Source organism: Enorma burkinafasonensis (assembly GCF_902150035.1).
Lineage (GTDB): Bacteria > Actinomycetota > Coriobacteriia > Coriobacteriales > Coriobacteriaceae > Enorma > Enorma burkinafasonensis.
The window spans coordinates 1-19,425 of record NZ_LR597512.1; the positions used below are offsets into that span (position 1 = coordinate 1).

Genomic DNA, 19,425 nt, shown 5'->3' on the forward strand with positions numbered 1-19,425 from the left:
TACATGTACTTCACCCCGGCTGAGCTCGCCGCCGTCCAGCTCACCATCGGCGGGGTCGCCGTCGACCCCGCGCTCTACCGGATCGAGCCGGCGGGGGGCGCGCCGGGCGGGGGGGACCCCTCGGTCACCGGCACGGTCACGGGCAGGGGCGCCGGGGCGGGCGCGGCCACCACCGGTGCGGGGCCGGCGGGTGCGCCGACCTCCTCCATCTCCACGAGGTACTGGGTTCCGTCGATCGAGATCTTGAATTTACGCAGCATGGTTCCCCTCCATTGGTTGCTACTTCTTGCGGTAGATGCGCTTCACGGTGAACGAGCTCTTCTCCAGGGCGCCTGCGCCCAGCGCCGTGGCGATGGCGGCGACGCGCCGGTGCTCGGGGTTGGCCGCGAGCACGCGCTTCACCGTGAGCTTGCTTTCAGCCTGCGCGCCGGCAGCGATCGCCGATGCGATGACGCAGGCGGTGAGGTGCTTGTACGGGTCCACCGGCAGGTAGGCGGGCACCTCGTCCCATTCGTCGGCAGGGCAGCCGGGCGCCAGCTCGGTGCGCGCCGGTGCGTCGGCACGGGGCCGCTCGCCTTCCCGCTGCCGGGCCGCACGGGAGGTGCGCCCGCGCAGCCAAGAGCGAAATCCCATATGACCGTCCTTTCTAGCACGCCGCCTGGACTTGCGGAAACGGCGCGGCGTGCACGCATGTGTAGATATTGTATAGGGAGCGTGGCGCGCCTGCGGGGGCGGAGCGCGCCTTATCGGCGGTCGGAGGGCCGGCTACGTCGCGTTTCCCCTGTGTGCAACCGGGAAATGCGCGGGACATGGTCCGGAGACGCTAATCGGCGAACGGTAGGCGGCCCCGCTGCGCAGTGAGGGGTTTTCGGCGAACGGTTTCGCGCCTCACGGCGACGCCGCGCCCTCGAGCGAGGCGGCGGGCGCGCCCGCCTACCCGCCGGCGCCCTCGGCGCACCGTGCCTGCGCGGGCGGCGTCGGGCGCGGGCGCTGTGTGCTCTCGGTGGTCATGATTAGCGTCCACGCCCCCCGGGCATAATCCCCAAGACTCAAGAGCCGTAAAGCGTATTCGTTGGAGGTATGACATGGCGACGTTTTTCAAGGATGCCGATGGCAACATCATCACCGCGCTCAAGGCGGGCACGCCCGTGCCGGCCGGCTTCGAGGCGCTCGAGGCCAACACCACCGACGCCGCGACGGAGAAGCACGTCCCGGTCGTCGAGTCGCAGCGTGACGGCCACGTGCTCTGCGTGACCGTCGGCGAGGTCGAGCACCCCATGGAGGAGAAGCACTACATCGAGTGGATCGCGCTCGAGGCCGACGACCGCCTGGAGGTCCACCACCTCAAGCCCGGCCAGACCCCGCGCGTGTTCTTCCCCGCCGGCCCCAAGAACGGGACGGTCTACGCCTACTGCAACCTGCACGGCCTGTGGAAGGCGGATTTCTAGCCGGCAGCCGCGCACAGCCGATGTCGGGGGCCGTCGCATGACGGCCCCTTTTGCCATACGGGGCGGCGGCGTGCAGGTAAACTGTTTCGTTAAGGTAAGTCAGGGGAACCGAGCGGGGAGGGAAGGCGTTCCATGAAGATCGCGCTCGCGCAGATCGATTGCCGGCTCGGGGATATCGAGCGCATCTGCTCGCGTATCGAGAGCCAGGCCTCGCTCGCCCACGACCAGGGCGCGCGGGTCCTGTGCGTCCCGGCCCCGCTTCTGGGCGGCACCGCGCCCGGCACGCTCGCGGAGTCTGCCGACTACATCCACGACGTGCTCACGGCCCTGACCGACCTCTCCGCGCACTGCGCGCGCCTGGGCGTCGTCGCGCTCGTGCCCGCGGTCGTCGCGCACGAGGGCGCGCCCATCCTCGAGCTCTTCATGCTCAAGAAGGGGCGCGTGATCCCGGTGCGCACCCTTCTGGCCCTGCGCCGCGCCCAGGCCCAGGAGGAGCTCTGGCAGCCACCCGTGTTCGATGTCGACGGGGTGCGCCTGGCGGTCACGTTCGACGCCCACCGCGACCTCGAGGAGCTCCCCCAGGGGGTCGACGCGCTCATCTACTTCCAGATGGACGCGCTCAACCTCGCGGACGAGTCGACGGCGGCGGTCGCGGCGGTCGCCGACGGCCATTTCCGCGAGCAGGTCGCCCGGCGGAGCCTGTGGTTCGCGTGCATGGCGCCCGTCGGCGGGTTCGACGACGCCGTCTTCTGCGGCGGGTCGTTCGTGATGGACGACGGCGGCCGCGTGGTCGCCTGCGCGCCCTGCTTCGAGGAGGCGCTGCTTATCCAGGAGATCTCCCGCGGGGTCGCCGTGCCGTGCATGGAGGACCACGAGCTGCCGCACTTCGAGCGCAACGAATGGCTCTGGGAGGCCCTGAGGCTCGGGCTCGCCGACGCCGTCGCCGCCCAGGCGCGCGGGCGCGCGGTGCTCGTGCTCGCCGGCGACCTCCCCAGCTCGCTGCTCGCGGCGCTCGCCGTGGACGCGCTGGGTCCGCGCAACGTGGTGGGGCTCTTCGTGGCCCGCCAGGGCATTGCCACGCCCGCCCAGGAGGCGGCCGAGGAGGCGCGCGCGTCACGGGCCCGCGAGCTCGCCCGCCATCTGGGCATCCGCCTGGTGGAGCGCACCGAGCCTGACCAGGGCCTCGTGCTCGACGCCGACGGGGCCGTCGCCTCCCGGGCGGGGCGCGCCGCGGGCATCGAGCGGCTGCTTCTGGCCGACCTGGCCCATGCCGAGGCCGCGGTGCCCCTGAGCGCGATCACCAAGACGCACGCGGCCCTCGCCCCCTCCATGGCGGAGGGGGCCCTCGCCGGCCAGATCGCGCCGTTCGGGGACGTGTACCTCACCGCGCTGGAGTTCCTCGCCCGTTCGCGCAACCGCGCCGGCGAGGTCGTGCCCGCCGAGCTGGTCTCGCTCAAGGCGGTCGCCTCGACCATGGGCGATATCGTCGCCCATGCCGTGTGGGCCGAGCGCGCCGACGCCGCCTACGCCGGCAAGATGGCGGCGCTTCTGGCGGAGCTCGAGCCCAACCAGATCGACGGCGTGCTCGAGGCGCACGTCGACCGCGGGCTCTCGCTCGACGAGCTGCCCCTGGCGCCGTCCGCGCCCGAGGCGTGCGCGCTGCTGCTCATGATCGTGCGCCAGGGCGAGACGGCCCGGCGTGCGCTGCCCATGGCGTTCTCGGTCTCGGCCCGCACGTTCGAGGAGCGCGCCTGGCCGCGCGGCCTCGCCTGGTCCGACCTGGGGCTGCGCGACGCCGAGCGCCTGACGCTCGCCGACGTGGCGCAGAAGGAGATCGAGCGCGCCGAGTCGCGTGGCGCCGAGATGGGCGAGCGCATGCGCGGCGAGCTCATGGGCCTCATCAGCGGGCTTTTGGGCATCAGTCCCGAGCAGCTGGAGGAGCTCGGCTCTGAGGAGGGCCAGCGCCGGCTGGGCGAGGGCATCGCGCGCTTCGAGAGCCAGATGCGCGAGGCGTTCGAGCAGATGGCCGAGCAGGATGGGCCGGATGCCGGAGGCGGCCATCCCGGCCAGGCGGGCGGCGCGCCCGGAATGCGCGGCCTGCCGTTCTTCTCCCTCAACTGATGCCCGAGGTGCGTTCGCGCTAGCGCGCTCGGGGCCGCTGTGCTAATCTAGAACAGATGTTCGAAGCGTTAGGGCGCGCGGGCGCCGGGGAAGGGGCCGCATGGTCATCCTGGGGATCGATCCCGGTCTGGCGAACACCGGCTGGGGTGTCGTCGAGGAGCGGCGCGGGTCGTGCCGGTGCCGCGCCTACGGCTGCATCCATACCACGCCCGACGACGACCTCGCGTCGCGCCTGAGGGCCATCGTCGACGACCTCGCCCGCGCCATCGGGCGCTACCGGCCCGATGCCGCCGCGATCGAGGGCATCTACTTCGGCGCGAACGTGCGCTCGGCCATCCCCACGGCGCATGCCCGCGGCGCGGCGCTCGTCGCCTGCAGCCTCGCGGACATCGCGGTGGGGGAGTACACCCCCATGCAGATCAAGCAGGCCGTGGTGGGCACCGGCGCCGCCGACAAGCGGCAGGTCACCTACATGGTGCGCAGCCTCCTCGCGCTCGATCACGACCCCAAGCCCGACCATGCGGCGGACGCGCTCGCCTGCGCCATCTGCCATGCCAACCTCGTCCGTACCGAGGCGCTTACCAGCGGCGCCTACATCCAGGAGAAGGGAAACCCGTACTCATGATCGCTCAGTTGCGCGGAACGCTCGTGGAGGCGACGCTCTCCCAGGCGGTGATCGATGTCTCGGGCATCGGGTTCGAGGTGGGCATCTCGGGCCTCACGGCGGCGGCCCTGCCGGCGCTCGGCGAGGAGGTCCGGCTCTTCACGCGCATGCGCGTGGGCCAGGACGCCGTGGCGGTCTTCGGCTTCGCCACGCGCGAGGAGCGCACGGTCTTCGACCGGCTCGTCGCCGTGGCCACGGTGGGCCCGCGTCTCGCGCTCGCGGTGCTCTCGAAGTACTCCGCCTCGCAGCTCTACTCCATCGTCATGGCCGAGGACGCGGCGGCGATGGCTGCGGTGCCCGGCGTGGGCAAGAAGAAGGCGCAGCGCCTCATCCTGGAGCTCAAGGGGTCGCTCGCCCAGGATACCGAGCTCGCGGGCGCGGCCGCGCCGCTTCCGGGCCAGGCGCCGCTCTCGCTCTCGAGCTCCTCGCCCGCAGACGACGCGCGACAGGCGCTGCTCTCGATGGGCTTCAGCCCGCAGGAGGCCGACCTCGCGCTCGAAGGGTATGATGGTCGGGACATGCGGGTCGAGGACCTCCTCGCCGCAGCGCTCAAGCGACTCGGGATGGATGCATGATGTGGGAAGACACCTCTGAGGACCTCTGGGCGGGTGACGCCGCGCGCAGCCCGCATGCCCCCGCGCCGGCCGCGCCCGCGCCCGGCCAGCACGGCGACCGCTTCGTGACGGGCAACCTCACGGGCGAGGACCTGGATGTCGAGCGGTCGCTGCGCCCGCAGAAGCTCGATGACTACTGCGGTCAGGAGCACATCAAGCAGAGCCTGCGCATCCTCATCGAGGCCGCCCAGAGCCGCGGGGAGACCTTGGACCACGTGATCTTCTCGGGCCCCCCGGGGCTCGGCAAGACCACGCTCGCCGCCGTGGTCGCCAACGAGCTGGGCGCCCAGATCAAGACCACCTCGGGCCCCGCCATCGAGCGCACGGGCGACCTCGCGGCGATCCTCACCAACCTCCAGCCCGGCGACGTGCTCTTCATCGACGAGATCCATCGCCTCAACCGCTCCGTCGAGGAGATCCTCTATCCCGCGATGGAGGATTTCGCGCTCGACATCGTGATCGGCAAGGGGCCCGCCGCCCGCTCGATCCGCCTCGACATCCCGCGCTTCACGCTCGTGGGCGCCACCACGCGCTCCGGCATGCTCACTGGCCCTCTGCGCGACCGCTTCGGCATCTCGTTCAGGCTCGACTACTACAGCGTCGACGACCTCGCTCAGATCGTGCTGCGCTCCGCGGCGATCCTCGGCGTGGAGGTCGACCGCGCCTCGGCGCTCGAGATCGCTTCGCGCTCGCGCGGCACGCCGCGCCTGGCGAACCGCCTGCTCAAGCGCGTGCGCGACTACGCGCAGGTGCGGGGGAGCGGCCCTGTGGACCTGCCGATCGCCCGCGAGGCGCTCGAGTTCTTCGAGATCGACGAGCTCGGTCTGGACTGGATGGACATCCGCATCCTGGAGACGCTCGCCAAGACGTTCCGCGGCCGCGCTGTGGGCCTCACCACGCTCGCGAGCGCCGTGGGCGAGGACCCCTCCACCCTCGAGGACGTCTACGAGCCCTACCTGCTGCAGCGCGGTCTCATCGTGCGCACCCCGCAGGGCCGCATGGCGACCCTGGCGGCCTTCGACCACCTGGGCATGGAGCCGCCGGCACGGTAGGGGCACGTCCCGCCGGGCGCGGGCGAGGCGGTGCCTACCGGGCGCCCTCGGGCGCGCATGCGCCTACGCCGCCCGCCTCGCGCCCCGAGCTTCCCCGCGCTGCTACACTGGGGAGGACCGACGGCGTATCGAGGAGGCCCCCATGCCCTGCACCACCATCCTGATCGGCAAGAACGCGAGCTATGACGGCTCGACCATCGTCGCCCGCAACGAGGACTCGCCCAACGGGCAGTTCGAGCCCAAACGGCTCTGCGTCGTGAAGTCCGAGGACCAGCCGCGCGTCTACACGGCGACGACCTCGAAGGTCACCATCGAGCTGCCCGGCGACCCCATGCGCTACACCGCCGTGCCGGATGCCGTGCCGGGTCACGGGCCGTGGGCGGCCGCCGGCGTGAACGAGCTCAACGTCGCGATGAGCGCGACCGAGACCATCACCTCGAACCCGCGCGTGCTGGGGGCCGACCCGCTCGTCATCTACCGCCCGGCCGAGGGCGCGGAGGGCGAGCCCGGCTACGTGCCCGCCCGGCCGGGCGGCATCGGCGAGGAGGACATGGTGACGCTCGTGCTGCCCTACATCACGAGCGCCCGCGACGGCGTGCGGCGCCTGGGCGCGCTCCTCGAGCGCTACGGCACCTACGAGATGAACGGCATCGCCTTCTCAGACGTCGACGAGATCTGGTGGCTGGAGACCGTGGGCGGCCACCATTGGATCGCCCGGCGCGTGCCCGACGACGCCTACGTGACCATGCCCAACCAGCTGGGCATCGACCGCTTCGACCTCGCAGACGCCGAGGGCGCCGAGGCCGAGCACATGGCGAGCGCCGACCTGCGCGCGTGGATGGCCGAGCACCACCTCGACCTCACGCTCCGCGGCGACGGCGACGCGACGGACGTCTTCAACCCGCGCGAGGCCTTCGGCTCGCACACTGATTCGGACCACGTGTACAACACGCCGCGGGCCTGGTACATGCAGCGCTGCCTGAACCCGCACGACAGCTGGGACGGCCCGGCCGCGCGCCACACGCCCGAGTCCGACGACATCCCCTGGGCGCGCGTCCCCGAGCGCAAGCTCACCGTCGAGGACGTGAAGGACGTGCTCTCGGCGCACTACCAGGGCACCCCGTTCGACCCGTACGGCACCCTGGGCACGCCGGGCTCGCGGGCGCGCTACCGCCCCATCGGTATCAACCGCAGCGGCCAGCTCGCCGTGCTGCAGCTGCGCGACCGGGTGCCCGCGGCCTGGCGCGCCGTGCAGTGGATGGCCTTCGGCTCGAACCCCTTCAACGCGCTCGTGCCCTTCTACACCAATGTGGACGCGCTGCCGGAGTACCTCGGCAACACGACCGCGCGCGTGACGAGCGAGAGCTTCTACTGGGCGAACCGCCTCATCGCGGCCCTGGCGGACGCGCGCTTCCACGAGAACGCAGCCGCGATCGAGGGCTACCAGGAGGCCATGGCCGCCGCGGGCCACGCGATGCTCGGCCGCACCGACGCCGAGGCCGCCGCAGCCTCCGAGGACGAGGTTCCGGCCCTGCTCGCCCGCGCGAACGACGATATGGCCCGCAAGCTCAAGCGCGCCACCGAGGAGCTTCTGGGCAAGGTGCTCTACATCACGAGCTGCGCGATGCGAAACGGCTTCTCGATGTCGGACAACGAGCGGTAGCGTCCCGCGGGCGGACGCCGGGCGCTCGCCGCGCGTCTGCGTCCACCGGCGGCTCGCTCGCCGCGCACCAGCGTCCACCGGCGGCTGCGCCGCCGCGCCCGGCCGTTACGCGCGGGCCGCTTAGGGTACAACAGATGAAATGGACCCGGATGAGGGAGGAAACATGGCCAAGACCTTCGAGGAGCTCGTCACCGACATGCTCGACATGAGCCTGGGCGCCGCCGCCATGGCGGCCGACAAGGGCAAGGAGTTTTTGGACGACCTCACCGCACGCGGCGCGCAGGCGCGCGACGAGGCCGCGCAGAGCGATTTCGGCCGCTCGATGGCCGAGGTCTTCAAGCAGGCCGGCGACGCCGTCGAGGACGCTACCGATCGCCTGAGCGAGCGCGGCGCGACCGTCGCCGAGCGCATCTTGGACGAGCTCATCGCGGCGCGCGTGCGGCCGCTCTCCGCGACCGAGCGCACGGCCTTCATCGCGCACGTGAACGAGCTCGTGGCCTCCGTGCCGGAGGCCGCCGTCTCCGTGCCGGTCGAGTCCGTGGAGGACGAGACCGCACCCGCCGAGGACGCCCCGGCGGACGGCGACGCCACCGCGGCCGACGGGGAGTAGGGGCCCGCGCGTCCCTAGAGCACCATGGATGCCAAGTCGAAGGAGCGGCCCCCTGCGGAACCGCTGATCCCCGAGGAGCCCCTATACGGCGAGGAGCCGCCGCCGGAGCCGGAGCCCGCCGGCCGCCGCCGCGAGCGCGCGGTCGATGAGTTCCCCGACGAGCCTGAGGTCATGGCCGAGACCGAGAAGTACCAGCTCACCATGACCGGCAGGCGGCGCCGTATCGCGCAGATCTTCGATATCGCGCACAAGTACGAGGTGTGGCGCGCGATCACGCCCGTGCGCCTGCGCCGCATGCTCGAGGAGCTCGGCCCCATGTTCGTCAAGATGGGGCAGATTCTCGCCAACCGCTCGGAGATCCTGCCGCAGCGCTACTGCGACGAGCTCAGGCGCCTGCGCACGGAGGTCGACCCCGTCCCCTACAAGGTGGTGCTCGAGTGCCTCGAGGCCGAGTACGGCAAGAAGCTCGGCGAGGTCTTCGACGCCATCGACCCCAAACCGCTCGGCAGCGCCTCGCTCGCGCAGGTGCACCGCGCGCGCCTTGTCACGGGCGAGGACGTCGCCGTGAAGGTGCAGCGCCCCGGCGCGCAGCAGGTCATGGCCCAGGACATCGACATCATGCGCTCGCTCGCGCGCCATATCTCGCGCTTCATCAAGAGCGAGCAGTTCATCGACTTGCGCGACGTGGTCGAGGAGCTGTGGCAGTCGTTCCGCGAGGAGACCAACTTCCTCGCCGAGGCCCGCAACCTCGACGAGTTCTACGCGTTCCACAAGGGCTCCGCCACCATCTCGTGCCCACGCTCGTACATGGACCTCTGCACCGAGCACGTCGTCGTGATGGACTACATCGAGGGCATCTCGATCGCCGAGCCCGATGCGCTCAAGGCCGCGGGCTACGACCTCGAGCAGGTGGGGGAGCGCATCGTCGACGACTACGCCACCCAGGTGCTCGACGACGGCTTCTTCCACGCCGACCCGCATGCCGGCAACATCATCCTCGCGGACGGCGTCATCTACTTCATCGACCTCGGCATGGTGGGCCGCATGTCGGCGCACGACCGCGGCGTGGTGAAGGACATCATCTTCGCGGTCGCCGAGGGCGATGTTCCCAAGCTCAAGGACGCCTTCATGCGCTTCGCGATCTCGCGCGGGGAGACCTCGCAGATCGATCACACGGCGTTTCTCACCGACCTCGACTACATCGTCGAGGACTTCGGCGGGCGCGACCTGCGCGACCTCGACATCGGGCGGTTCCTCACCTCGCTCATCAACCTCGCGCGCAAGAACGACATCGAGCTGCCGAGCGTGGTGACGATGTTCGCCCGCGGCATGGTGACGCTCGAGGGGCTCCTCACCGAGTACATGCCCGACGTGAACATGATCGAGATCATCCAGCTGCACATCGCGCACGAGAAGAGCGGCTACCAGCGCGCCCGCGAGGCCGCCGAGGAGCTCGCGCTGGGCACGGGTCGTGCCGTGAAGGGCGGGCTCGAGGCGATGGAGTACCTGGGGCTCGCGTCGCGCATGCTCACGCGCGGCCAGCTCAAGATCAACGCCGAGGTGCTGGGATCGGAGGAGGTCCTGCGCCGCGTGGGCGGCATCGTGGACCGCATGTCGATGGCCATCGTGATCGCGGGTCTGTTCATCGGGTCCTCGGTGGTCTACTACGCCAAGATCGAGCCGGTCATCTTCGGCATCCCCATCATCGGCTTTCTGGGGTACCTCTCGGCGCTCGTGCTCGCGCTCATGCTCGGGCGCGAAATCTGGCGCAACAGCCGCGGCCGCCATCGCTGACGCGGGGCGCACGGCCCCGGACCCGCCTCGCCGCGCGCCGCTTCGGCGCTACTGGTTGAAGATCTCGATGTTCGCGAAGGTGCGCGCGGCGCGGTCGTACTCGAACACGAGGACGCAGCAGTTGCCGAGCGCGACGTCCTGCTCGCAGCGGGCGGTGTGCGCCCAGATGGTCTTGAAGAGCCGCGTGATGGAGCCGTGGCTCACGGCGAGCACGTCGCCTTCCGCTTTCTGCATGAGGTCGTCGAGGGCGTGCGCGATGCGGTAGCGCGCGCACGCCTGGGTCTCGCCGCCGCCCCTGACGTAGGCGTCGCCGGGGTCCCAGGGGTCCACGGGCAACACGGTCGTCGGTTTGGTCTCGTATGCGCCGAAGTCGCGCTCCATGAGGCCACGGTCCGCGACGCGCGGCAGGTCCTCGAGCCCGGGCACCTCGGCGCACACGATGTCGAGGGTCGTCTGCGCGCGGCCGGACGGGGAGGCCGCGACGAGCGTGAGCTTCGGGTCTTGCTCCCGGAGCCACGCCGCGGTGCGCCGCGCCTGCTCGACGCCCTCGTCGGTGAGGGGCGAGTCCGAGCGCCCCTGGAGGATGTGCTGCGTGTTGAAGACCGTCTGCCCATGGCGCATGAGGTAGAGCTTCTGCATGGTCGCCTCGATTTCCGTCTCTGGTGGTTCGGTCGCGCTGCGAGCTGCCGCCTAGCGCGTTCCTGTGCGGCAGGGTGGCGCTAGATGAGCTTCTCGTAGGCGATGCGCGTGCGGGAGCCCTCCGCCCCGGCGCGGGGCTCGAGCTCGATGACGCCGACCTCGGTATACCCCTGCTTGGCGATAAAGCCGCGCATGGCCCGGTTGCCCGGATGGGTGTCGATGCGGATGCCGCTGCGGCCGGCCGCGCGGGCGATGGTCGCCGCCTGCTCGAACATGGACCCCATCACGCCGCGCCCGAGGGCCTGGCTCGCGGTCGCGCAGCGGTGGATCGCCGCATAGGCGGGCGTCCCGGCACCGCTCGCGGTAAGCCACGGCACGCGCGCCTGCTCGTAGGACGCATCCGCGTCGAAGATGAGCGCGAGCGTGCCCACCGCCGCGCCGTCCGCGTCCTCGGCGACCCAGCAGGTGCCGGCACGGATGTCCTCCTCGACGGCGGCGCGGTCGGGATAGCCGCCCTGCCACTGGTCGATCCCGAGTCCGGCGATCTGGCGCTTGCCGTCCTCCAGGATGGCAAGCACGCGGTCCGTGTCTGCCGCCTCGGCGCGGCGCATGGTGATTCCCTCCACCGCCGTCGCCCCTAGAGCGAGAAGAAGTCGAAGCGCGGGGGCAGCGCCTTCACGCGGTGGCCGCCCGGCTTCTCGCCGAGCGCGCGGGCGAGGTCGTCCATCGTGTCGAAGATGTGCTCCCACGAGAAGAACGTCTCCGGCGCGATGGCGAAGTGCTCGCAGATGAGCTCGCAGCCCTCGGGCACGATGCCGTGCATGAGCACGGTCGCGACGTGCAGCTCGTGGAAGGCGTCCACGAGCGCCCGGTGCATGAGCTCGTCGCCGCGCGCGGCATCCTCGGCACCCGCCGCCTTCGCGGCCTTGCTCGCGTCGCTCCAGCGCTTGTTGGCGGCACGCAGGTACGCGTCGCAGATGCCCAGCGCGCGATGGAGCTCGAAGCGGTGCATGGCGTCCTCGAAGGAGAGGATAGCGGCCTCGGCGGCCTCGATCACCGCGGGCGCAGGCGTGCCGGCGGGGATGCAGCCGCAGCGCACGCGGCTCTCGTCGCCCTCCTTCTCGGCGACACCGTAGAAGCAGGAGCGGGCGAGGCGGTTGAACACGCCCGTGAGGAGCGCGCCCTCCTTGAGCACGGGGTCGATGACGCGCTTGTCGTCGCGGGCCAGAAGCGGCGTTCCGTCCGGGTTCTTGCCGGTCTCGCGCGTGTCGTAGGCTTTGGGGCTGAAGCTCACCGGCTTCTCGCCGAGGCCGAGCGACAGGAAGTGGGCGCGCAGCTGCTCGGGGCGGTAGTGCTCGAGGAGCTCCGAGGCGGGCGGGGGCGGGGTCTTGCTGCTCGAGCTCGCCTTCTTGCCCATGTAGAGCACGTGGTAGTTGGCCACGAGCGTCGACTGCTGCATGCCGCAGCCGAGCGCCTCCCACAGCGCCGTCTGCGCGACGCCGTAGAAGTAGATGTTGTCCTGGCCGATGAACTGGTAGGCGTGCGCGTCGGGCGAGCACCACCAGTCGTGCCAGTCGAGGCTGCTGTAGCGCTCGGGGGCGCCTGCGCGCTCCGCCTCGGCGAGTGCCGTGCGCGTGAAGCTGATGGGCGCCCAGAGGCTCTCGGGCCACACCCAGCAGGTGAGGCCGGAGCAGCCGCAGGAATCGTCCACCGGCACGCCCCACTCGATGTTGCCCGTGATGCGGAACGGCACGAGCGCCTTGCCCGAGCGGAAGCGCACGCCGCCGCGGTTCAGGACCTCGTGGGCCTCGTCGCGCTCGCGCCAGGAGGGGAACTGGACCGTGAAGGAGCTCTTGTTGCCCTCGGCCTCGATGACGGTGTGCTCGGGCAGCTCGGTCTCGATGGCGTCGAAGGCCTCGCGGAATTTCGTCTGGATGTAGAGCTGCGGCGCGCCGAGCCACTCCTCCATGGTCTTCACCACGACGGAGCGGGTGACGCCGTCGTGCGCGAGCTCGGCGGTGTAGCGTTTGAGGTAGTCGAGGTAGGCGGGCAGGTCGAAGTAGAGGTTGTCGACCGGGCGCAGCTCCGGCGTGGTGCCGGTGAGCTGCGAGATAGGCGCGATGAGCTCCTCGGGCTCGAACTGGTGCCCCAGGTCGCACTCGTCCGCATAGGCCTTCTCGGACTTGCAGCCCTGGATGGGGCAGCGGCCGATCACCTGGCGGCCGTTCAGGAACTGCCCGGCCTGCGTGTCGAAGAACTGGAGCGTCGAGCGCTTGTGGAGCACGCCCGCGTCCTTCAGGCGGTGGAGGATCTTGTCGGTCACGCGCTCGTGCACGCCCGCCGCGGGCGCAAGGGCGCTGCCGCCGAAGAAATCGGGCTCAACGCCGTAGCCCGCGAGCGTCGCCGCCTGCTTGTCATGGTTCTCCTGCACGTAGTCCGCGATGCTCGCGGTGTAGCCCTGCTCGTCGCACAGCTTGCGGTAGCTCTCCATGATGGGCGAGCCGTAGCAGTCGGTGCCCGAGACGAAGAGCACGTTCTCGGCGCCCAGGCGGTCGCGGAGGAAGCGCGCGTAGAAGTCCGCGGGGATGAACACGCCCCCCACGTGGCCGAAATGCAGGTTCTTGTTGCCGTAGGGCATGCCCGCCGTCACGACGGCGCGGCGGGGCCACGCGGGGCGGGATGCTTTGCTGAGATGAGCGGCCATGGCGCTCCTTCGGTCTCGATCGGTCGGGTCGCCGCGGGGTGCGCGGCAGCCATCCATTATCGCACATGATGGCTGCATCGCCCGCACGCGGCGGGGTCGCGACAATTAGGACAGGTTTCGCGTGCGGTGCGCTCGGCCGCGGGGCGTTCGAGTATGATGGGTGCCATGAGGAAGATCGCAGACATCCGCACGTTCGACGACCGGGCGTTCCAGCGGCGCATGATGCGCCTTTCGGCCGCCGTGGCCGTGGTGGGCGCCGTTGCCGGCGCGCTGTGGTTCACGGTGGGGGCGCCCCGGCTGGGGCTTTCGGGCAGCGAGTTCGCCGCCGTGGTGCTCGAGGGCTCGGGCCCCCGTCTGGGGTTTCTAGGGCCCGGCGCCCTGTGGTTCGCTGCGGGCGCCGTCGCCGTGCTCGCGTCGCTCGGGGTGCACGAGCTCGTGCATGCCCTCTTCTTCAAGCTGTTCGCCCCGGCGGGCGCGCGCGTGACCTTCGGTGCCAACTGGGATGCGGGCATGCTCTACGCTTGCGCCGAGGGCATCGTGTACACGCGCCGGCAGTACCTGGCCATCGCGCTCGCGCCGACGCTCGCGGTGACGGTCCTCGTGCTCGCGGCGGGGGCTGCCTGCGGGTGGCCGCTTCTGGGCTACATCGTGGCCGTGGCGCACCTCACCGGGTGCACGGGCGACTGGTGCTACGCCGCCACCATCGTCCGTGACGCGCGCATCACGCATTGCGAGGACTGCACCTGGGGGGTCAGGTTCTACGGCGCGGGCGAAGAGGTGCCGGGGCCCGATACGACCGCGGAGGGGGATGGTTCCCGATGACCCGCCTGCTGCTGCACGCCTGCTGCGCCCCGTGCTCGCTTGAGCCGGTGCGCATCCTCGTCGAGGAGGGCTTTGCGCCCACCATCTGCTGGACGAATCCCAACATCCAGCCGCCCGAGGAGCACGACCGCCGCCTCGCGGAGCTTCGCCGCTGGTGCGCCGACGAGGGGATCCCCCTCATCGAGGCCGAGGAGGACCCCACCGCCTGGGAGGCCAAGGTGGCACCCATCGGCGCGCTCCGGCGTGAGACGCGCTGCCGCGCCTGCTACGCGCTGCGGCTCGCCGAGGCCTGCCGCGTCGCGCGGGCGGAGGGGTTCACGCACGTCGCCACGACGCTCGCCGTCTCGCCCTACCAGCTCTTCGACACCTGCAACGACGTGCTCGAGTGTCTCGCCGGCGCGTACGGCCTCACGCCTGTGGTGCGCGACTTCCGCCCCTGGTACCCCGAGGCCACGCGCCGCTCGCGCGAGCTCGGCATGTACCGACAGAACTACTGCGGCTGCCGCTTCTCCGCCGCCGAGGCCGCGCTCGACCGCGCCCGGCTACGCGACGAGCGCAAGGCAGGCCGCGCAAGCGGGTAGCCTTCTGCCTGCGGGCGGGCGCGCGCTGGCCGATCGGGGGCGGCGGGCCTGCCGTGCAGCTCGAAGCGTACGGGGCTGCGCGGTCTCTTCCACGGAATCAAGGCGAGCGACCGCCGAATGACGACCATGCTCGATCCAGGCCCATGGTCCCGGAATGCCGCCGATACAGAAATCGATCGGATGGCATCCGAAGGCAACTCGATTGATTTCTGTACAAATCAGGGCGTTCATTAATCATTCGGATTGCATGGGCCCGGCGCTTCCGCAGGATAACGATGTGGTGCTCAGCGCCATGTTCCTTTGTTTTTATTCATTTTTCAATCGGATGGCTACTAGGAATCATTTCGAGTTCATTGATCAATCGGATGGCAAGATTTGTGCAACTCGGTGTTCAAATGAATGGCGAGTTGCAGCTGCGGTCCACTCGGCAATCAAATGAATGGCGAGTTGCATCTGCAGTCCACTCGGCAATCAAATGAACGGCGAACGGCATCTCACCCCATGCGCCATCCGCCTGGGCGACGGGCGATGAGGTGGCGGCGTCTGGCGAAGCGCGGCTGCCGGGACGCTTCCGCGCTTGTGCTGCGTGTGTTCCGTCCCGCCGGCCGCGTCCGCCTGGCGCATCCGTGCTAAGCTTGACCGTCGGAACACAGAAAGCGAGGCCGCCATGCGCACCGATGATTTCGACTACAACCTGCCCGAGGAACTGATCGCCCAGGCCCCCGCGGAGCCGCGCGACTCGTGCCGCCTGCTCGTCTTGCACCGGGCCGAGCCGCTCGCGACCACGGGTGATGTCGTCCCGCTCGCGGCGGGCGGCAGCGTGGAGCACCGGCATTTCTTCGACATCATCGACTACCTGGAGCCGGGCGACCTACTCGTCGCGAACGAGACCCGCGTCATGCCGGCGCGCCTCATCGGCCGCAAGGCCAGAACCGGCGGCGTGGCCGAGACGCTGCTGCTCAACCGCCGCGAGGACGTGGATCCCTTGGGGCACGTGTGGGAGTGCCTCGTGAACCCAGGCAAGCGGCTCAAGCCGGGCGCCGTGATCGAGTACCGCGCGGGCGGCCCGCACGCCCCCGAGAGCGCGCCCGTGGTGCTCACGGGCGAGGTCATCGACTTCGTGACCGACAGCCGCGGCGGCCGCCTCGTGCGCTTCACGCCCGCGGGCGAGAACGCCGCGGGGGCGCCGCGCACGCTCGACGAGGCGATCCATGCGGCCGGCCACGTGCCGCTGCCACCCTACATCACCGACTACGAGGGCGATCCCGAGAAGTACCAGACCGTCTACGCCATGCGCGAGGAGCACTCGGCGGCGGCCCCTACGGCGGGCCTGCACTTCACGCCCGAGCTCATCGAGCGCATCAAGCAGAAAGGGGTCGGCTGGGCGACGGTCGAGCTCGAGGTGGGCATCGACACGTTCCGCCTCGTGGAGGAGGACGACCCCACCGAGCACGTTATGCACACCGAGCGCTACCACGTGCCGCGCTCGGTCGTCGACGCCGTGCACGCGACGAAGGCCGCGGGCCACCGCGTGATCGCCGTGGGCACCACGGCCGTGCGCTCGCTCGAGAGCGCCTGGGAGGCGGGCGACCCGGCCGGCGAGCCCGCGGTCACGGCGCGCCGCTTCGAGGGTGCCGCCGATTCCGCCGCTGTCACGGGGACGGGTGACATCGTCGAGCGCGCCGATGCGACGACGAACCTCTACCTCATGCCCGGCTCGACCTACCACGTGGTCGACGCGCTCATCACGAACTTCCACGTGCCGCGCTCGACGCTCATGATGCTCGTCTCGGCCCTCGCCACGCGCGAGCAGATCATGGACGCCTACGAGCAGGCGGTCGCGGAGCGCTACCGCTTCTTCAGCTTCGGCGACGCGATGCTCATCGAGTAGGCGGCGCGAGCGGCGAGCGTGCCGCCCAGCGCCCCTCAGCCGAGATGGCGCGCTTTCGTTCCCGTGTGCGGGCGCGGCCCTAGCGGTTCATGAGGAAGATGACGAGCGCCACGATGGCCACGGCCACGACGGCGATTGCGGCGATGACGGCGATGAAGCGCACGCGCGAGCCGCGGGTCCTCATGCGGACGTCATGCTCGACCCCCGCGAGCTGCTCGACCTGGGCGTTCTTGGCCTCATAGGAGGCCTGGTCGCTCTGCAGCTGCGCGGCGATGGCCGCGGTGACCTCGGGATGGGCGTGGATGTCGTTCGCCTCGTCGAGCAGGGCCTGCGCGTCGGCGGCCTCGTCGCCGGCGTCGGCTGCCTGCTGCTCCTGCTCGCGCTTGGCCTTCTCGTTCGCCGAGATCTCGTCGCGGAGCGCCCGCTGCCGCTCGGCGGCGTCGTCCTTCGCCTCGCGGTAGGCGTTGCGCGCCTCGTCGGCCGCGTCGCTGATCTCGCGGAACTGCTTCTTGGCCTCGTCGATGGGCTTCTCCGCCTCGGTGACCGCCCGGCGGGCGCGCTCGAGCTCCTGGGCGAGCTCCTGCGTCACGCGGGGCAGGTCGTCCTGGGCGGCCGTGAGCTCGCGCGCGGCGTCCGAGATCTCGACCTCGAGCTCCTCGGCGCGCACGCTGTAGGCGGCCGAGTTCGCCGAGGGGTTGCGCTGGATATCGGCGTACTCCTCGCGCAGCATGTCGAGCCGGCTCGAGGTGCTCTCGACGGCGGCCTGCGCGGCCGCGACGCCGTTCTTGCTGTCGGCCTCCGCCTTCTCGAGGTTGCGCTTCGCGTCGTCGAGGCGGCGCTGCAGGCGGCTGCCGCTCTCGCGGGCCGACGCCTCGCGCGCCTCGGCGGCGTCGAGGGCTGCCTTCAGGCGCTTCTCGGTCTGGGCGTCGGCGTCCTTCATCTTCTGGAGCTCGTCCTTGAGGCGGTCGATCTCGCCCTGGAGGCGCTCCTGCTCGAGCTCGCAGGCGGCGATCGCCTTCTCGGCCTCCGCCTTGCGCGCGCTCTCGGTGCGGACGATCTCGTCGTAGCGGGCAGCGACGTCCTGGCGGTGCGCGAGTTCTGCCTGCTCGCCCTCGATGGCGTCGCCGATGGCCTCGAGCTCGTCGCGGGCGGCGGCGTGCGCGCGGCGCGCGGCGCTCATCTCGCGCATGGCGTCGGCGCCCTGCGCGAAGAACGTGCCCACGGCGTCGACCGCCGAGGTGAGCTGCTGCTGGGCGTCGGGTGCTGCGGCGGCTCCGGGTTGCCCCGGTTGGCTCTCCGCGGCCTCCGGCGCCGGCGCCTCCAGCGGAGCCTGGTCCTCAGGCGCCGACTCGTGCGGTGCCGGTGCGGCCTCATGGCCGGTGAGGTCCTCGTGCTGCTGCGTGTTCTGGTCGAGATCCATGGCTGCCCCCCGTAGTCGTCGCGGACGGGCCGGCGCGGCCGGCGTTGCGATTGGTGGTTCTATACCCCATACCGATACCTATGATAGCCGGCTTCGCGGACCATTTCCGGGCGGCGCCCATTTACCGTCTTGCCGGTATGGCCCCGTCCCGCCTGGCGCGGCGCGACCCTGCGCATGACGTCGCGCAAGCGGGTCCGTGCCGCCTGCGGCCACCGTTCGCGGGCGTTCCGCTACCGTTCGCGAACTTGCTCGAGAAGATGGCGCCTCGGCGCATAAACACCTGCTAGCGGGGAATATTCAGCAATGAACAGCAGGGTCGCTTCAGAACAGCAAGCGACGACCGAAGGAGGCGATTCCGATGGGCACAGAAGAGATAGCACAAGCGTTCGAGCTCGTTGGATACGGCTCCGAGGCTAGTTCGTAAGGGTGTATGCAGAAGGCAACCCATTGGATTCCGTCGCAACACGGAAAAGGCCGAAGAAGAGACGTAGACAGGCTCGGAGGCATCTAGAGCGGCAGGGCTCCGGTCCCGGAAGGGGCGGGAAGCCGGGGAGCCGGATAGATGCATTGGGGTGAGTCCACCGTAATAGACACGCCGGAGGGGCGGTGACGCGTAAGCGCACCGCCCCTCGTCATGCGCGTCCCGCACCGCCGGAGAAAGCGGGCGCACCGACACCCAGAGGATCGATGCGCCCGCAGCGTATGCGGCGTCTGTGCAGCCGGCTCTAGTAGCCGAGCTCCTCGCCGATGAGGACGACCTTGATGCGGCCCTCGTGGCGCGAGTGGCGGGTCACGACCATCTGGCAGCACATGCAGCTCTTGGCGCGGCACTCGGCGCAGGTCCCCGTGAGCTCGCAGGGGGTGCCGGTGTGCAGACGCGCGGCGTTGAGCGGGCAGGTGATGGTGCGGATGCGCTTGAAGCCGGCCTCGACGTCGGCGACGAGCTTGTTCATGCCGACGAGCACCACGACGTGCTCGGGGCCGTGCAGCAGCAGCGACAGGCGGTCGCTGTTGCCGTCGATGTTCACGAGCTCGCCGTTCACGGTGAGAGCGTTCGTGCTCATGAAGAACCAGTCGGCGCAGACGCGGTCGCGCCACATCGCGCGCTTCTCCTCGGGCGTGGTCGCCGTCGTGCGGTCGAGCATACGGTAGATGCCGGCCTCGTCGAGCGCCGCTTTCATGCCGGTCTCCTTGAAGGTCTCGGTCCCGCCCCAGGTGACGGAGTCGTCCTCGGCCATCCAGGAGCGGACGAGCTCGACGGCTTCGGCGCTCGAGGGGCAGAAGTAGCCCTCCATCCCGTGGTGGCCGAGGTTCTTGATGACGGTCTGGGCGGTCATCGCGTACGCGGCGCGGACGGTGTCGGTGAGCTGGGCCATGGGTTCTCCCTTCGACGATGATGCCC

The 19,425-nt window shown here is 70.5% G+C and carries 18 protein-coding genes; 11 read left to right on the forward strand and 7 right to left on the reverse strand.

Annotated elements, in window-relative coordinates; all coding sequences use genetic code 11:
* Positions 1-74: 74 nt before the first annotated feature.
* The gene (locus FS885_RS10045) at positions 75-260 is read right to left on the reverse strand and encodes a hypothetical protein (protein ID WP_222419897.1); all 186 of its coding nucleotides are present in this window, start codon (positions 258-260) and stop codon (positions 75-77) included.
* Between the two features lie 19 nt (positions 261-279).
* On the reverse strand, positions 280-633 hold the full coding sequence (locus FS885_RS07360; protein ID WP_144744417.1) for a hypothetical protein: 354 nt from the start codon (positions 631-633) through the stop codon (positions 280-282).
* Positions 634-1,085: 452 nt separating this feature from the next.
* Here FS885_RS07360 and FS885_RS07365 point away from each other — a divergent pair, with 452 nt between their 5' ends.
* The 8 genes from FS885_RS07365 to FS885_RS07400 all read left to right on the forward strand — a co-directional run bounded on the left by FS885_RS07365 (position 1,086) and on the right by FS885_RS07400 (position 9,966).
* The gene (locus tag FS885_RS07365; protein ID WP_144744418.1) at positions 1,086-1,448 is read left to right on the forward strand and encodes a desulfoferrodoxin family protein; all 363 of its coding nucleotides are present in this window, start codon (positions 1,086-1,088) and stop codon (positions 1,446-1,448) included.
* Positions 1,449-1,580: 132 nt separating this feature from the next.
* Positions 1,581-3,569, forward strand: a complete 1,989-nt coding sequence (locus tag FS885_RS07370) for a hypothetical protein (protein ID WP_186365818.1) — start codon at positions 1,581-1,583, stop codon at positions 3,567-3,569.
* 100 nt (positions 3,570-3,669) lie between these two features.
* Positions 3,670-4,194 carry a crossover junction endodeoxyribonuclease RuvC gene (ruvC, locus tag FS885_RS07375; RefSeq protein WP_144744419.1) on the forward strand — a complete coding sequence of 175 codons (525 nt, stop codon included), beginning with the start codon at positions 3,670-3,672 and terminating at the stop codon, positions 4,192-4,194.
* The gene (ruvA, locus tag FS885_RS07380; protein ID WP_144744420.1) at positions 4,191-4,808 is read left to right on the forward strand and encodes a Holliday junction branch migration protein RuvA; all 618 of its coding nucleotides are present in this window, start codon (positions 4,191-4,193) and stop codon (positions 4,806-4,808) included. The genes ruvC and ruvA overlap by 4 nt, the downstream gene beginning before the upstream one ends.
* Positions 4,808-5,899 (forward strand): Holliday junction branch migration DNA helicase RuvB, encoded by a 1,092-nt coding sequence (ruvB, locus tag FS885_RS07385; RefSeq protein ID WP_144744457.1) that lies wholly within the window; start codon positions 4,808-4,810, stop codon positions 5,897-5,899. Before ruvA ends, ruvB begins: the two co-directional genes overlap by 1 nt.
* 142 nt (positions 5,900-6,041) lie before the next feature.
* Positions 6,042-7,562 (forward strand): C69 family dipeptidase, encoded by a 1,521-nt coding sequence (locus FS885_RS07390; RefSeq protein ID WP_144744421.1) that lies wholly within the window; start codon positions 6,042-6,044, stop codon positions 7,560-7,562.
* A gap of 163 nt (positions 7,563-7,725) precedes the next feature.
* On the forward strand, positions 7,726-8,172 hold the full coding sequence (locus tag FS885_RS07395; protein WP_144744422.1) for a hypothetical protein: 447 nt from the start codon (positions 7,726-7,728) through the stop codon (positions 8,170-8,172).
* A gap of 24 nt (positions 8,173-8,196) precedes the next feature.
* Positions 8,197-9,966 (forward strand): ABC1 kinase family protein, encoded by a 1,770-nt coding sequence (locus tag FS885_RS07400; protein WP_144744423.1) that lies wholly within the window; start codon positions 8,197-8,199, stop codon positions 9,964-9,966.
* A gap of 48 nt (positions 9,967-10,014) precedes the next feature.
* Here FS885_RS07400 and FS885_RS07405 read toward each other — a convergent pair whose 3' ends face one another.
* From FS885_RS07405 to FS885_RS07415, 3 genes are all read right to left on the reverse strand, one after another.
* A complete protein-coding gene (locus FS885_RS07405) occupies positions 10,015-10,605 on the reverse strand; it encodes a histidine phosphatase family protein (protein ID WP_144744424.1) in 591 nt (196 codons plus the stop codon).
* 80 nt (positions 10,606-10,685) lie between these two features.
* Positions 10,686-11,231 (reverse strand): GNAT family N-acetyltransferase, encoded by a 546-nt coding sequence (locus FS885_RS07410; protein WP_246060857.1) that lies wholly within the window; start codon positions 11,229-11,231, stop codon positions 10,686-10,688.
* Positions 11,232-11,242: 11 nt separating this feature from the next.
* The gene (locus tag FS885_RS07415) at positions 11,243-13,309 is read right to left on the reverse strand and encodes a class I tRNA ligase family protein (RefSeq protein WP_144744425.1); all 2,067 of its coding nucleotides are present in this window, start codon (positions 13,307-13,309) and stop codon (positions 11,243-11,245) included.
* A gap of 165 nt (positions 13,310-13,474) precedes the next feature.
* On the opposite strand from FS885_RS07415, the gene FS885_RS07420 reads away from it, so the two are divergent.
* From FS885_RS07420 to queA, 3 genes are all read left to right on the forward strand, one after another.
* Positions 13,475-14,131 carry a DUF3267 domain-containing protein gene (locus tag FS885_RS07420; RefSeq protein ID WP_144744426.1) on the forward strand — a complete coding sequence of 219 codons (657 nt, stop codon included), beginning with the start codon at positions 13,475-13,477 and terminating at the stop codon, positions 14,129-14,131.
* The gene (locus FS885_RS07425; protein WP_144744427.1) at positions 14,128-14,712 is read left to right on the forward strand and encodes an epoxyqueuosine reductase QueH; all 585 of its coding nucleotides are present in this window, start codon (positions 14,128-14,130) and stop codon (positions 14,710-14,712) included. Before FS885_RS07420 ends, FS885_RS07425 begins: the two co-directional genes overlap by 4 nt.
* A gap of 667 nt (positions 14,713-15,379) precedes the next feature.
* Positions 15,380-16,603: a tRNA preQ1(34) S-adenosylmethionine ribosyltransferase-isomerase QueA gene (gene queA / locus FS885_RS07430; RefSeq protein ID WP_144744428.1), complete on the forward strand. Its 1,224-nt coding sequence runs from the start codon at positions 15,380-15,382 to the stop codon at positions 16,601-16,603.
* 79 nt (positions 16,604-16,682) lie between these two features.
* Here queA and FS885_RS07435 read toward each other — a convergent pair whose 3' ends face one another.
* Both FS885_RS07435 and FS885_RS07440 read right to left on the reverse strand, forming a co-directional pair.
* Complete coding sequence (locus FS885_RS07435) at positions 16,683-18,023, reverse strand: coiled-coil domain-containing protein (RefSeq protein WP_144744429.1); 1,341 nt, start codon at positions 18,021-18,023, stop codon at positions 16,683-16,685.
* Positions 18,024-18,748: 725 nt separating this feature from the next.
* Positions 18,749-19,399 carry a lactate utilization protein gene (locus FS885_RS07440; RefSeq protein WP_144744430.1) on the reverse strand — a complete coding sequence of 217 codons (651 nt, stop codon included), beginning with the start codon at positions 19,397-19,399 and terminating at the stop codon, positions 18,749-18,751.
* Positions 19,400-19,425 lie beyond the last annotated feature (26 nt).

What these genes read in the sequence shown, in the direction of transcription:
- FS885_RS07420 (WP_144744426.1), top strand. Translation starts at nt 13,475, where the DNA reads ATGAGGAAGATCGCAGACATCCGCACGTTCGACGACCGGGCGTTCCAG.
- FS885_RS10045 (WP_222419897.1), bottom strand. Translation starts at nt 260, where the DNA reads ATGCTGCGTAAATTCAAGATCTCGATCGACGGAACCCAGTACCTCGTG.
- FS885_RS07360 (WP_144744417.1), bottom strand. Translation starts at nt 633, where the DNA reads ATGGGATTTCGCTCTTGGCTGCGCGGGCGCACCTCCCGTGCGGCCCGG.
- FS885_RS07415 (WP_144744425.1), bottom strand. Translation starts at nt 13,309, where the DNA reads ATGGCCGCTCATCTCAGCAAAGCATCCCGCCCCGCGTGGCCCCGCCGC.
- FS885_RS07405 (WP_144744424.1), bottom strand. Translation starts at nt 10,605, where the DNA reads ATGCAGAAGCTCTACCTCATGCGCCATGGGCAGACGGTCTTCAACACG.
- FS885_RS07435 (WP_144744429.1), bottom strand. Translation starts at nt 18,023, where the DNA reads ATGGATCTCGACCAGAACACGCAGCAGCACGAGGACCTCACCGGCCAT.
- FS885_RS07390 (WP_144744421.1), top strand. Translation starts at nt 6,042, where the DNA reads ATGCCCTGCACCACCATCCTGATCGGCAAGAACGCGAGCTATGACGGC.
- FS885_RS07370 (WP_186365818.1), top strand. Translation starts at nt 1,581, where the DNA reads ATGAAGATCGCGCTCGCGCAGATCGATTGCCGGCTCGGGGATATCGAG.
- FS885_RS07440 (WP_144744430.1), bottom strand. Translation starts at nt 19,399, where the DNA reads ATGGCCCAGCTCACCGACACCGTCCGCGCCGCGTACGCGATGACCGCC.
- ruvB (WP_144744457.1), top strand. Translation starts at nt 4,808, where the DNA reads ATGTGGGAAGACACCTCTGAGGACCTCTGGGCGGGTGACGCCGCGCGC.
- FS885_RS07365 (WP_144744418.1), top strand. Translation starts at nt 1,086, where the DNA reads ATGGCGACGTTTTTCAAGGATGCCGATGGCAACATCATCACCGCGCTC.
- FS885_RS07400 (WP_144744423.1), top strand. Translation starts at nt 8,197, where the DNA reads ATGGATGCCAAGTCGAAGGAGCGGCCCCCTGCGGAACCGCTGATCCCC.
- ruvA (WP_144744420.1), top strand. Translation starts at nt 4,191, where the DNA reads ATGATCGCTCAGTTGCGCGGAACGCTCGTGGAGGCGACGCTCTCCCAG.
- ruvC (WP_144744419.1), top strand. Translation starts at nt 3,670, where the DNA reads ATGGTCATCCTGGGGATCGATCCCGGTCTGGCGAACACCGGCTGGGGT.
- FS885_RS07395 (WP_144744422.1), top strand. Translation starts at nt 7,726, where the DNA reads ATGGCCAAGACCTTCGAGGAGCTCGTCACCGACATGCTCGACATGAGC.
- FS885_RS07425 (WP_144744427.1), top strand. Translation starts at nt 14,128, where the DNA reads ATGACCCGCCTGCTGCTGCACGCCTGCTGCGCCCCGTGCTCGCTTGAG.
- queA (WP_144744428.1), top strand. Translation starts at nt 15,380, where the DNA reads ATGCGCACCGATGATTTCGACTACAACCTGCCCGAGGAACTGATCGCC.